Raw genomic sequence first — 11,813 nt, 5'->3', positions numbered from 1 at the left:
CTTCGTGCGCTTCCATACAGAGAATTTTATCTATTTACATCTTTCCAGTCTTCCATTTCCGTACAATAAATTTCAAAATTAGCCTCTTGAATATCCATAAATCAAATCTGTAATTAAATCTTTTATTCTCTTAAAGGATATTTTTTCTATTAATTAGTAATTGTATTGCTTGTGACATCCATTTTTATGTTACAATTTAGGTATATTTTACTATTTAATCTTGTGTTGAATTTACCGATTTCTACATTATTCGATGCTAACCAAACGTAGGATTAACTTTGGTGTAAAAACATATATATCAATCACTTCGGCCATAAAATTGGTAAGAATATAGTCTAAGTTTTTCGAGAAAATTGATAGATCTATGATGATGGAATGATCAATATTAAATAGGAAAGGAAGAATTAAGTTGCAAGAAGCGATATATGAAGGGAAGGATTTTGTTCTTTATACATACTTAGAATCTAAAACAAATAGAAAAGCTGAAATAGAGCAGTTAAAGAAGAGAGCGGATAAGGGGGCCTTTCGCTGTCCATATTGCGATGGAACTTTAATTCTTAAATCTGGTGAAATCCGGGAAGAGCATTTTTCACATCGTCACTCTAAATCATGTGAAGTTTCAACCGCAAGTGAGGTATATCATAAGCAGATCAAAAGAGAATCAAAAAAGCATTCTGTTATGAAAGAAATAATATACGAAGAATTAAAGTCACAGGAGAGAGCCAATGATGCTCTTGATGTAGGTTATGGATTTTTATTAAAGGCTGCTGAGAAATGGAAGTACTATCCTGACATCATTTTGAAAAATAAAGATAATGAATTGGCGATTTCTATTTTAACTGATGTTACACATAATGATGATATCAAATTAGTAAAGCAAATAAAGAATCGGAATCATTACTTTAAAAGTAAAAGTTTAATTCCCATCTGGTTTATAGAGAGTGCAGAGCAATCCATAGATATGGAAAATCGAGTTACCCATCTCTGGGAAGTAGAATTAGACCTTGCGATTAAAACTCCGGAAGATCTAGCCTGGGAAGAAACATTGAAACAATTACCTTTAAGGCAGTCAATATTTACGTTATTTAATTATTATCATGATAAATCTCCTGCATCCTACAATGTTCAAAGTCTGTATTATGTACACTCTACAGATACAAATATTGTATTCACGGTTCAACGATTTATTAGAGATGAGGAACAATACGCTTTTCGGGCATTTGCCTTAAATGATGGATATCAAATGAGCTTATCTACTGCACTCTTGGCCAATCGCTCCTTGCAGTTAGGTGATCCGGTGATAGAAGGGACTCAAAGGGAAGCTTTTATCCAGACAGTGAAACAAAAAGAGGTTGAATTTATTCGGAGTCAGCAAGAGAAACTTAGATTGGAGCAGGAAGAAAAAGAACTTGCTAGGACTCGGGATGATGAACTGAAGCAAAAAGAAGTTGAACGAAAAAGGACGTACTATGACACAATAGATGTTCCATTTATAGGACGAAGTCAACAGCAGATGGATGCAGACTTAAAGAATGATATGGAATTCTTACAAAAGAGTAATTTGTCAGATGAATCTTACAGGTATAAACAAGTAGTTCAACATATGTCAAAATTCTACGCTATAGAAAATGAAATTGAGCAGTATACAAAGGTAACAGTGAAAGATACAGTATCCTATAATGTTGCCCTAAGGGACAATGGCAGCAAAAGAAATACTCAGCAAAGGGAGGTAACGTCTAAACTTCAAAATTGGAAAATTGATGAAATGTTAAATCATTATGTAAATGGGGAGGCTTATTTTTCTGGTAATCCAAGACAATGGAAAGAAATTGTTTTGAATTCGTTCGAGCTTATAAATAGTAATAAAATATCAATTCCACAATTGCTTCAAAAAATAAAGGATAGTGGAATTAAACTAGCTCAACCTGAAAAAACAATGGTCTATCCAATAAAAGAATATATTCAATATGTAACTAAGAAAGTAAAAGTGATATCAAACTAACAAAAGAGCTTCCTAAAGTAAGTCTATAAAGTACTGTGTGCAACTCTCGATTCCGGTGTCTTTCACTGTCTGCATAATAAACACCTGATTTTACATGAATTTAATCAAACGTTTGAGTAATGTTGGAAAAAGGGAAAGAAGGTAGAATTCTGTTCGTTGAAAAGAATGGAGTCAAATTTTTGGAGATATTGGTCTTTCTTCTGAAAAAGCCAAAGAATTAATCGACAAATACTATAGGATGAACCAAGGGGACGGTTCTTTTAATTCTGGTGCCTTTCACGCCTCCCCGATTTTGTCGAAGATTGAAAGGTTTTTAGATAGGTATAAAATGATAGAATTAAGATGCAACTGAATATTGTTGGTGTGGTTGGTTGTTACGCTTCTTTCCTTTTCGGAAAGGAGGTGATAATCATGGAAACATTTCTTGAAATATTACGAGAAGGTCTGAAGGGGGTTACGTGTGAAGTGAGCGCATATTTCTTTCGGAAAAACGTTCTAGAAAACAAGAAAACCGCCCTACGCCGTCGTAACAAAAGGGTGGTTCTCAAAAAAATAACACATAGACAACCACCACTCTGACGGTAGAAGTTGCAGGGAGAAGTGTTGACGCACTTCTCTTTTTTATTATATTTCCATTATACATAAAAATATTCCTGTGGAGAAGGAACTCTAAGTTGTAAGAATGCGAATAAAATTAGATTGATGTAAATGATGTAAAACAGAATTTGGGATTCTACCCTGAGAGTCAAAAGTATTTGCTCATATTTAAACATAGGATATTGGAACAGGCCAAATCTTTATGCTAAGACATGGCCTGTTGCCTTTCAATGTAAATGAATGTATTAAGGAATGAACAATGTAAAATTTTTTAATCAATATGGCTCTTTTTTGTAAATATTGTAAATGTCCGTTTTTTCAGCTATTATCTTTGCTAGTTCTTCTACAGGCATTTCTAAACCAATAGCCAGTTTACAAATGATATAGAAGGATGGATTTTTATTTTGGGTTTCAAGTTCAGTTACATATGATCTATTTAGTTTGCTTCTTTCCGCCAGCTCTTCTTGAGAAAGCCCTTTTGCTTTCCGCAATGGTCTTAAAACATCCCCTATATAGTAATTAATCTTTTCTTTTTTCAAAGGAAATTCTCCTTTTTAAGACAATTACATATCTAGAGGCGTTAATGCTCTACATGCTACAGCCAACAAAACGGATAAAACAAGAAATATTTTTTAGATAAAGTAAGATTATTAGCTGAGACTCTTACCTGTTTACCAAGAATTATAGACAAGCTTTAGGTATCTGCTTTTACTGTTGAGTCGGAAACCACTCATTTACATTTCCTTAAAAAAATAGATAAGAAAAATAGTTTTGAGGATTAATTGGGAGGTGGGTAGACGTGTTTAAAGCTCGACAGGATTCGCCTCGATTAAAACGAAAAAGTTAACCGGTGCGGTGGTCGGAGACACATTTAAACAAACGTTTAGTTAACTGACAAAAAATTCACTTCCTAATTTAATAAAATCCTGTTGCAGCAGGGTTTGCGGCAAATTTAATCAAATGATTGATTAGTTTGATGTTGTTATAATTTGGAGAAGTTTGCCGCTAATCATTAAGATAATCAGCCCCAATAAGGTTCGCCTAATATGCTAAAGAGCCATTACTAAAAAGTAGTGGCTCTGTGTTGCGATTTATTTTTTATAATAGATCTGTGTAATTGTAACACTTCGCTTCATTTATCATGCCAAACCCCTTTTTAGATAAATAAGGGAAAAGGTCCAGACTAATTTCCCTTAAAAAACCGTATTCTGCGTTATGTGTAATGATATGTTCCTTAGACGTGGCAAGATGACAGTCAGCATATTTTCCAATTCGATTAACCATATCATCCATTGATTGCCCCTTTACATAATATTCATCGGTAAAGCCTAGTTTATCTGTGACGTATAATATAAAGTACCTCATAACGTACGAACCCCAGCTACTCCATAATTAGCAATCTATTTAGTGAAAATCCATTATGCATTTATTGGCAGCAGTACCGGATGTTTTTCAATTTCTATCATAAATTCTGATGCTTTCATCCCAAGCCCGGAAGCAAGGGCTAAGATGGAAATAAAGCCAGGCAGTTTTATATTTCTTTCAATGAGACTAATATAGGAACGATCCAAACTGCTGCGTTCGGCGAGTTCTTCCTGCGATAGATCCCGTTCCTTTCGCAGCCTTCTTAATGTCATCCCAAAATCAATGTTCCAATGATAATCCAACAGGGTGCTCCTCCTTTGATAAGCAGTTATCGAATAACCAGTTATCCTTATTATTATTTTCGTCTTCTAAAATACCAAAGTTGTATTTTCCTGACTTTTCCTTGAGGAGCTGGTGTCTTTTTGGCGGTTCCAGATAATAGAGAATCGGACTTGGATGATTCCCTCTTTCAATCGAAAGTCGTTTTAAATCCTTTGCTGTCCGCAATTTTTCATTAAATCTAGGTAATTTTGCCTCAACAATGATGAAATGGCCGTTGCTCAATTCCACCTCCGTCTTGTTTCCGATGGCTTTGGTGTTGATAATATGTTCGGGATTAAACCAGATGCAGTCTATTTTGTGTGGTGATTTACTTGGAAAAAGACAAATGCCTTGATAGGGGTTCACCATGATGGGACACTTCATGGTTTTATTGAGAATGGATTTTGCCCCTATTATTGCTCCCCGTAAATCAAAGCCTATGTATTGTAATGTGTCGTCTAATAAATGAAGAGGAGTTCTGTCCACCAGAAAAGTCGTTTTTCCTGCCATGATCCTTGAACACGGCTTTCCATATTGGTCATATTCACCCATCATTAATATCACTTTCTTCTCAATAAAGTAACGTTTAATATTAATCGTTCTCCACTCCTTTAACCGCAATAGATTAAAAAGCATTTACCTTCTACTATCTCTGTAATGGACAATGAAGAATAAAACGATAGAGCTGTTTAGATTGTTTTAGAATTTCATCCCTCCTTTGCGAGGACCATTGATCCGTATTTTTATCATGGATATTTCATTATGGCAGGTAAGCCGCTTTACACCTTGTTCATGGTGGAATTCATTTTGAAGATATGGGAGCGCTTTCCTCACAAATCTATTAAACTGCAAATAGGACTTTTTTACTGCGGTCTATAGTAAACAGGATTCGCCAAATTCCACGGAAATTTTGACAAAAATGCGACATTTTTTGCAACCGAGCCATGGGAACCGACTCAGAGATCTCATTCCAGCCAATTCCAGTCTAGGTTAATGCCCTCTATAAAAGGAAGGGGTCTATGTGTTGTTGGCCCCATAGTAGCAATCTTCTCCGAATAGAGCTTCATAAATTTGTTGTCCAAAATTCCATAAAAGTAGGCGATGGGATTTTTGATGCCATTGGTCAATTTCATTTTTCGAATCAGTTGTCTAAAGGAATCCTTCGAAATGTCTAGGATGTCTTCTGTGTCATTCTGACACTCAAAGCGGAACGCAGCAATTTGTACCATTTGCCAATATTCTTCAATCGTTTTGGCTTCGGAGAAAAAGCATTTTACCAGCTGGACAAAAGGCTGCGGGACTCGGTTGCTGACAAAATTGTGATCCAATTGTTGTTCAGACGTTTCGTTACGTTTATTTATCTTTTGTTCTTTTTCAGTTTTTAAAAGATTATTACTAGTTTCATTTTGGTGGTTCATTTTTTCCTCTTTGGGTGGTTCACTGGATGGAAAACGATTAAACTGATATAGGTTGCTGGACTGCGAGCCGTTTTTCCTTTCTGTTTCAAAGACCGTGATGATTCCCAATTCTTTTGCTTTCAAAATCATTCGTTTAAAGGTAGACCTTGAAATGCCATTCTCCTGGTATTGCTCGTGAATAGATTTTAAAATGGTCCCGATCTTGGCATTGCATACTCCAGGGATTTTGGCTGCAAAGCGCACGAGTCTTTTTAATCCGATTATTTCTCCTTTTGTAAAATCATGCTTATGCTCCAATAACCACATCTCGAAATGATGATTGAATTCCTGAAGGGAACTGAATTGTGAGAACTGCTGAAATCCTTCTGTATTGCCAGATTTAATGCCCGCCATTTATGACACCCTTTCATCGTTTTCTGCACTCTACGATATCGGGTTTGGCTGAGTAAATCGAATTCGCATTTTTCATTTTTGAAGCCAAAAATCGAACGAAACGTCAAAAAAAGCCTTCAAAAAATCATTTTTGAAGGCTTTTTTTGCAATTTGGTGCGTTTTTTGCATTATTTTTAAAATCTAACGAGTTTTTTTATTTGGAGCTCAGCAAATCTAAGACCACCCCTATGGGGTGGTGGAGAGCTAGTTACGTTTTAGCCCAGAATCGTCGTTTAAGGAGAAAACACTATATGATGATAATAAGACTTAGCAAAATACTTCAAGCTAGCTATAGGCACAATTCTGATTCAGCGGCTTGCCTAGGTTCCTTTTTAAAAAGATTGGTTGGAAACATATTTTGACAATTTATTCATTCGTTAGGAGTGATAAATTCACATTTGAAGCATCCTAATGCCGTTTTTAATTAAGCGATTGATTAGTGTTGAAAAGTTGGACATATAACAGAACAATGTAAGTTTAAGAGAAACGAGTCAGGTATTGCGGAATGGTGGCTTTTTATCTGCAAAATTCTCATCCGATTCTCGACGATCTTCTTTTTTGCTTGGTAGGGGAAAACTTTATATATCAGCATTTGCAGGCTTTTTAATCAATCGATTGATTAGTATATCCTATTTAGAATTTAGTCGAAAGTATGTCGTTTAGTGGAAATAGTAGCGTGAACCCTAATGAAATCTAATTTTAATTGCATGTTTCAACAAATTTTTCATGAGTTTAGAGGGGGAAGTGCTTATATTTCAAGGATTGCAGCAGAACTAATTAAACGCTTGTTTAAAAGGGAAAGTTGACTAGAAAACAAGAAAATCACCCTATGCTGTCGAAGCATTAGGATGATTTTCTAAAATTTCCTAATGGTTACATAACCAGAACCCGTTATTTATGGTACGGTCCACCTTCCTAGATATTTTTAAATTCCTGTTTTTCAACAATATCTCTATCTTGGACAATGCTTGATGTATTTACTATAAATTTATTAACATAAAGCTTGATAGCACAATAGCCAAGCAATCCCCCAGAGGTGTTTAGTATTAGATCATCCACATCAAAAATTCCGAGAGAAAAAACAACCTGTAGGCATTCCAAGCATAAACTTAAACCCATAGATCGAGCTAATATGCCTATGAATGACATCCCTTTATTTTTAGACAATAATACAAGAAACATTCCAAATGGTATGAACGCTCCGATATTCCCAACGAAATTACTTAAATCGTGCCACCCCGATAGACTCTGAATATTAATGAATATTGTTTTTAAAGGAATGAAATTACCTCTTTGCAATTGGTAAATGAGATTATCGGAGTTACCAAAATTCCTCTGAAGTTGATGCCAGAGAAAGGTCATATCTCTCCAGCGGAACTTAAATAGAATGATTCTAAGTAATGCGTACATATAAAAGACAAATAGTGCTAGTACCATAATTCTGTTCATTAATTTCGTTTTTTTCATTCCGCCGTCCTTACCTCCTTGAGATTAGTATGTGTTGTCTTGGGAAACACTGTCACAATTACACCATCCATATTGTTGCCTGATATCTCCCAACGAAGATTGGAAGGTACTAGAATGGTCGTATTTTTGGTTACAGGGTAATAAGAGATCTCATATTTTTCACCATGGATAGTAGTTGAAATGGACTTTTGTTCTTTTAGGAAATCCAAATATTCTTCTAAAGCAAAATTCTTTTCCTCCATAATCACACTGTGCGGCGATCCAACATAGCGAATATGCCAAGGTTCATACTGAATGCCTGTGATTGCCGTTTTGTCCTTTGGATAACGTAGAATAAAGCCGTATTTCCAAGCGTTTTTTTCGATCCACTTTCCTTCAGGTGCTACATCCATCTTCATTTGAGTTGATCCTACATCAAGTGATAAACCCAAATTGTGTTCGCTATAGCCTGCAGGCAAGGCATAGTCAGACCCCATTTCCTGGTAAAGTGCACTTTGCACATCAAAGTCTCGAAAGCCGCTATTAATTAAAAAATGGCGAACCCCTTCTTTTTCAGCAGCATCCATCATCGCCGAAAATTTATGTGAAACATCCTCTGACAATTTAATTTCGTTATCAAGCAACCCGTATCCCTTTGTCAATTCTTTATGTGTAAATAAATTTACAACATCTGATTTTATACTCTCTTGGTGAACCGGATATTCATTATTAACTAGAAGTAAATTTCCTTGAAAGACCTGTTCTTTTGTAATCTCTATCGTTTGGAAACTTTCAGAGGTCTCGCTATTATCTAAATGATCATTGTTATTTTTTTCATAGCTTTGAACTTCTTCTTTATCTTGAATAGACGATTCTTTATTGACAAATGCAAAACTCAGACATAATACTAAAAACAATAAAAATCCCCACTTCTTCATTTCAAGTTCCTCCTTATTCTTATAGATACTAGAATAGGAAAAACTTTTTAAAAAAAGAGTAGGGTAAAATTTAAATTTTTCTTAAATCCTTTATGAAATTTTTAATCTTGGTCATTTGTAACACTTTCCTGCGGTAAACGAACTTCAAATACAGTACGTATTAGACTACTTTCGGCCGTAATCGTTCCATTATGCTGCTCCACAATATTCTTTGCAATGAATAAACCAAGACCTGTGCTATCTTCTTGATGAGTTCGTGCTTTGTCACCGGTATAAAACATATCAAAAAGATAGGGAAGGTCATCCGGAGGAATACGATCTCCATAATTAATAACCTGAACAACCACTTCTCCAGCATCAACAAACCCGTTAATATCTACAAACTGACCATCATATCCATAACGATTTGCATTGGTTAAAAGATTTTCAAACACACGGGCTAACATCTCTCCGTCACCCAAAATAGGTAAATGCGGGAGAATATTCATTCGTGCGATCAAATCATTTTTCTCGAAAACAGGATACAATTCTTCTTTTAATTGAAGAAGCAGGTCACTTAAATTAATTTGCCTTTTTTCAAGTGGTAACATGCCATAGTTCAGTCTAGTGATTTCGAATAATTCATCAATTAGTCTTTCTAAACGCTGAGATTTAGTAAAGGCAATCGTTAAAAAATGTCTGACTTGTTCTTTAGTCAACTTCTCATCCTTAAGGATTAAATCTAAATAACCTAAAACAGAAGTTAGGGGAGTACGCAAATCATGGGCCAAATTTACAACTAACTGTTCTTTACTGTTTTCTGAAAAATCGCCTCTTTGTATGGCTTCTTCTAATTTTTCACTTGCCAGATTAATGGCTTGTGCAATATCTCCAAATTCATCGTTTGATTGGATATAAACCCGATGTTTAAAGTCGCCGCGGGCGAGATAATGAATTCCGTTTGATATTTCATTGAAATAGGTAGAATAGGGCTTAGTGAGTAAATAGAAAAATAATATCGAAAGCGGGATAAATAGCATTAAAAAGAAGTTAAAGTCTCCAATACTCTCTATGAATTGACGGAGTTGTGCCAATGGGTCACCACGACGAACCATTGTATGATAATAAAGCTGCAGTCCTTTAAAAATTATGTATGTTACCATACCACCCAGAAGCATACTTAAACCAAATAATACGATTATTTTGGAGCGAAAACTGTGTATAAATTTAGCCATTGAATGTATACCCAACTCCCCAAACCGTTTTGATTAACTTGTTTTTTCTCTTATCTTCTCCGAGTTTTTTCCGTAAGGTACGAATATGCACCATTACCGTATTACCACCTTCAAAGTAGGCATCCCCCCAAACCTGCTGAAAAATATTTTCAACACTATAAACTTTCTTTGGATGACTGGCTAATAAATACAAAATATCAAACTCTTTCGGCGTTAGCTCGATGTTTTCACCATAAAGCAAAACTGTACGTTGATCAGGAGAAATCACTATTTCACCAAATTCCAAGATAGCTTTATGATCATCTACTTTGGGTTGATTCAACTTCATAAAGCGCCGCAATTGAGCATTCACACGTGCAACCAATTCAATAGGGGTAAATGGTTTAGTCATATAATCATCTGCTCCAATCACTAGTCCATGTACCTTATCGAAATCAGAAGTTTTTGCACTCAAAAAAATGATAGGCATATTATATTGTTCACGAATCTGACGGGTTACTTCATATCCATCCATTTTCGGCATCATAATATCCAAAATTAGCAAATCAATTGGTTGAGTCTGGATAACATGTATGGCTTCTTGCCCATCAGGAACTTTAAGACAATAGTATCCTTCTTTTTCTAGATGGATTGCAATCAGATCAGCTATCTCCTCCTCATCATCAGCAATTAAAATCGATATACGTTTCATCTATACCACTCCTATATCAAGTTACATTCGGGTATCTTTTATTTATCATCAGAAGCTTAACGAACATGGTATAATTTAGAGCTTGTATTTTATTTTCTATTATTTCCTTTTTTTATTCAAGAATATGGCCGGTTTGTTCAATAAGCACTTGGAGCCATGGGGACCGTCCCTGTGGTCTCATTCCAGCCAATTCCAGTCTAGGTCAATGCCCTCTATAAAAGGAAGGGGTCTATGTGTTGTTGGCCCCATAGCAGCCATCTTCTCCGAATAGAGCTTCATAAATTTGTTGTCCAGGATTCCATAAAAGTAGGCGATGGGATTTTTGACGCAATTGGTCAATTTTATCTTTCGAATCAGTTGTCTAAAGGCATCTTTCGAGATTTCTAGGATTTCAACTGGGCTATTCTGACACTCAAAGCGGAAAGCAGCAATTTGTACCATATGCCAATATTCTTCAATCGTTTTGGCTTCGGAGAAAAAGCATTTTACTAGCTGGACAAAAGGCTGCGGGACTCGGTTGCTGATAAAATTGTGATCCAATTGTTCAGACGTTTCATTACGTTTATTTATCTTTTGATCTTTTTCAGTTTTTAAAAGATTACTAGTTTCATTATGGTGGTTCATTTTTTCCTCTTTGGGTGGTTCAGTGGTTGGAAAACGATTAAACAGATATAGGTTGCTGGATTGCGAGCCGTTTTTCCTTTCTGTTTCAAAGACCGTGAGGATTCCCAATTCTTTTGCTTTCAGAATCATCCGTTTAAAGGTAGACCTTGAGATGCCGTTCTCCTGGTATTGCTCGTGAATAGATTTTAAGATGGTCCCGATCTTGGCATTGCATACTCCAGGGATTTTGGCTGCAAAGCGCACGAGCTTTTTTAATCTGATTATTTCTCCTTTTGTAAAATCATGCTTATGCTCCAATAACCACATCTCGATATGATGATTGAATTCCTGAAGGGAAATGAATTGTGAGAACTGTTGAAATCCTTCCGTATTGCCAGATTTAATGCCATCCATTTATGACACCCTTTCATCGTTTTTCTGCACTCTACGATATCGGGTTTGGCTGAGTAAATCGAATTCGCATTTTTCATTTTTGAAGGCTTTTTTTTGCAATTTGGGGCGTTTTCTCTATTATTTTTAATAGTAGGTGTCCGGTTCTAAGTAACCGGGCACTTTTTGTTTGAGGAAGCTTAACAGGGGAGTGCTAGTGACCTTCATTTAATTTATTTTCAGCATGTTAACCTGTGATTAATTTTAATGAAAGAAACAAAAAAAGCGACGGAAAATGAATCCGGCCGCTTTTTTTTATCTCATTTTTGAACTGAATATGTGCGTCATATGATCAAAGTATGGATTACTTGCCTATTGCTCTTTAACTAATTTATG

Annotated in this window: 11 protein-coding genes; 1 reads left to right on the top strand and 10 read right to left on the bottom strand. The window is 35.6% G+C overall.

Features of this window, described 5'->3' with window-relative positions:
• Window positions 1-409: 409 nt before the first annotated feature.
• Complete coding sequence (locus tag ACIFOT_RS21215; protein ID WP_430067466.1) at window positions 410-2,002, top strand: competence protein CoiA family protein; 1,593 nt, start codon at window positions 410-412, stop codon at window positions 2,000-2,002.
• Window positions 2,003-2,874: 872 nt separating this feature from the next.
• On the opposite strand, the gene ACIFOT_RS21210 is transcribed toward ACIFOT_RS21215, so the two are convergent.
• From ACIFOT_RS21210 to ACIFOT_RS21165, 10 genes are all read right to left on the bottom strand, one after another.
• Window positions 2,875-3,138, bottom strand: a complete 264-nt coding sequence (locus ACIFOT_RS21210) for a helix-turn-helix domain-containing protein (protein WP_430067464.1) — start codon at window positions 3,136-3,138, stop codon at window positions 2,875-2,877.
• 559 nt (window positions 3,139-3,697) lie between these two features.
• The gene (locus ACIFOT_RS21205) at window positions 3,698-3,964 is read right to left on the bottom strand and encodes a hypothetical protein (protein ID WP_430067461.1); all 267 of its coding nucleotides are present in this window, start codon (window positions 3,962-3,964) and stop codon (window positions 3,698-3,700) included.
• Window positions 3,965-4,017: 53 nt separating this feature from the next.
• On the bottom strand, window positions 4,018-4,266 hold the full coding sequence (locus ACIFOT_RS21200) for a helix-turn-helix domain-containing protein (protein WP_430067458.1): 249 nt from the start codon (window positions 4,264-4,266) through the stop codon (window positions 4,018-4,020).
• Window positions 4,244-4,921: a competence protein ComK gene (locus ACIFOT_RS21195; protein ID WP_430067455.1), complete on the bottom strand. Its 678-nt coding sequence runs from the start codon at window positions 4,919-4,921 to the stop codon at window positions 4,244-4,246. Before ACIFOT_RS21195 ends, ACIFOT_RS21200 begins: the two co-directional genes overlap by 23 nt.
• A gap of 329 nt (window positions 4,922-5,250) precedes the next feature.
• Window positions 5,251-6,096 (bottom strand): hypothetical protein, encoded by an 846-nt coding sequence (locus ACIFOT_RS21190; RefSeq protein WP_430067452.1) that lies wholly within the window; start codon window positions 6,094-6,096, stop codon window positions 5,251-5,253.
• A gap of 954 nt (window positions 6,097-7,050) precedes the next feature.
• A complete protein-coding gene (locus tag ACIFOT_RS21185; protein ID WP_430067449.1) occupies window positions 7,051-7,602 on the bottom strand; it encodes a VanZ family protein in 552 nt (183 codons plus the stop codon).
• Complete coding sequence (gene vanY / locus ACIFOT_RS21180) at window positions 7,599-8,519, bottom strand: VanY-A/VanY-F/VanY-M family D-Ala-D-Ala carboxypeptidase (RefSeq protein ID WP_430067446.1); 921 nt, start codon at window positions 8,517-8,519, stop codon at window positions 7,599-7,601. The genes ACIFOT_RS21185 and vanY overlap by 4 nt, the downstream gene beginning before the upstream one ends.
• 101 nt (window positions 8,520-8,620) lie before the next feature.
• Window positions 8,621-9,733, bottom strand: a complete 1,113-nt coding sequence (locus ACIFOT_RS21175; RefSeq protein WP_430067443.1) for an ATP-binding protein — start codon at window positions 9,731-9,733, stop codon at window positions 8,621-8,623.
• Window positions 9,726-10,424 carry a vancomycin resistance response regulator transcription factor, VanR-F/VanR-M family gene (gene vanR, locus ACIFOT_RS21170; protein ID WP_430067440.1) on the bottom strand — a complete coding sequence of 233 codons (699 nt, stop codon included), beginning with the start codon at window positions 10,422-10,424 and terminating at the stop codon, window positions 9,726-9,728. Before vanR ends, ACIFOT_RS21175 begins: the two co-directional genes overlap by 8 nt.
• A gap of 177 nt (window positions 10,425-10,601) precedes the next feature.
• A complete protein-coding gene (locus tag ACIFOT_RS21165) occupies window positions 10,602-11,441 on the bottom strand; it encodes a hypothetical protein (RefSeq protein WP_430067438.1) in 840 nt (279 codons plus the stop codon).
• Window positions 11,442-11,813 lie beyond the last annotated feature (372 nt).

The organism is Neobacillus sp. NRS-1170, assembly GCF_050468025.1.
The sequence above is the reverse complement of the archived record's forward strand: the minus strand, read 5'-3'. Positions and strand labels throughout refer to the sequence as shown.

Bases quoted from the DNA above. Each gene is read 5' to 3' on its own strand.
- ACIFOT_RS21205 (WP_430067461.1), bottom strand. From the start codon at position 3,964: ATGAGGTACTTTATATTATACGTCACAGATAAACTAGGCTTTACCGAT.
- ACIFOT_RS21195 (WP_430067455.1), bottom strand. From the start codon at position 4,921: ATGCTTTTTAATCTATTGCGGTTAAAGGAGTGGAGAACGATTAATATT.
- ACIFOT_RS21190 (WP_430067452.1), bottom strand. From the start codon at position 6,096: ATGGCGGGCATTAAATCTGGCAATACAGAAGGATTTCAGCAGTTCTCA.
- ACIFOT_RS21185 (WP_430067449.1), bottom strand. From the start codon at position 7,602: ATGAAAAAAACGAAATTAATGAACAGAATTATGGTACTAGCACTATTT.
- vanY (WP_430067446.1), bottom strand. From the start codon at position 8,519: ATGAAGAAGTGGGGATTTTTATTGTTTTTAGTATTATGTCTGAGTTTT.
- ACIFOT_RS21175 (WP_430067443.1), bottom strand. From the start codon at position 9,733: ATGGCTAAATTTATACACAGTTTTCGCTCCAAAATAATCGTATTATTT.
- vanR (WP_430067440.1), bottom strand. From the start codon at position 10,424: ATGAAACGTATATCGATTTTAATTGCTGATGATGAGGAGGAGATAGCT.
- ACIFOT_RS21165 (WP_430067438.1), bottom strand. From the start codon at position 11,441: ATGGATGGCATTAAATCTGGCAATACGGAAGGATTTCAACAGTTCTCA.